Source organism: Candidatus Protofrankia californiensis, from assembly GCF_900634765.1.
GTDB classification, from domain to species: Bacteria; Actinomycetota; Actinomycetes; order Frankiales; family Frankiaceae; genus Protofrankia; species Protofrankia californiensis.
The window spans coordinates 20,001-20,909 of sequence record NZ_CAAAFT010000076.1 but is presented as its reverse complement, the minus strand read 5'-3'; the positions used below and the strand labels follow the sequence as shown (position 1 = coordinate 20,909).

1 pseudogene is annotated in these 909 nt (G+C 71.1%); it reads right to left on the bottom strand.

What is annotated here, in order from left to right:
- Window positions 1-909 (bottom strand): annotated as a pseudogene (locus DD1DGNOD_RS04815) (leucyl aminopeptidase); the annotation flags it as partial.

The following is a 909-nucleotide window of genomic DNA, read 5'->3' as shown; positions in this document are numbered from 1 at the left end:
AGCAGGAGATGACGTCCCCGGGTCGCAGCGCACCCCCGCCGATCATGTTCTCGGCGAGGCAGAGCAGGGCGGTGACACGTCCGGGAACCTTCAACACCGGCAGCGTCACCATCGTCGCGAGGATGGCCGCCGCACCGGACATGTCGGTCTTCATGGTGGTCATGGACGTCGCAGGCTTCAGCGACAGACCACCGGAATCGAAAGTGATCCCCTTGCCCACCAGCACCACATGCCGGGCGTCCGGCGTCCGCGGCTGCGATCCGGCCGCCGAGGGGCCGTGATACGTCAGCCGCACCAGCCGGGGCGGGCGTGACGAACCCCTGCCCACCGCGACCAGCCCGCCGAAGCCCTCTTCGGCCAGTTCGTCGGGACCCAGCACCTGCACGCCGAGCCCGGCGGCCTGGGCGAGGTCGACCGCACGGTCGGCGAACCAGGCCGGCGACTTCACCAGGCTCGGCATATTGATCAGATCGCGGGCAAGGTGGACGGCACGAGCAGCCGCGTCGGCTGCGGCGAGCGACGCCTGCAGATCGGCGTCATCCGGATCCGCGACGATGAGCGTCACTTCGCGCAGGGTCTTCGACGGCTCGTCAGCGGCGGCATCGACCTCGGCGCCAGCTGCCTCGGCAGCGTTGCTGTCAGCGTCGTTGCTACTGACACTGTTGCTGCCAGCACTGTTGCTGCCGGCATGGTCCGAGCCGCCCTGCGGGGTACCCGCTTCGGCCGCCGAAGTGGTCGGATACCCGGAGGCCGCGGACGGCCGGTAGGAGGCCAACGCCAGGCCCTCGGCAAAGGCCCGCACAGCAGCGGCGTCGACACCGGCGTGGGCGTCGGCGAGTACGGCCGCCTGGGCGACCGACGCGGCCCGACGGGCAAAGGCGGCACCGGCCGCACGCCACGCAGCCGCAT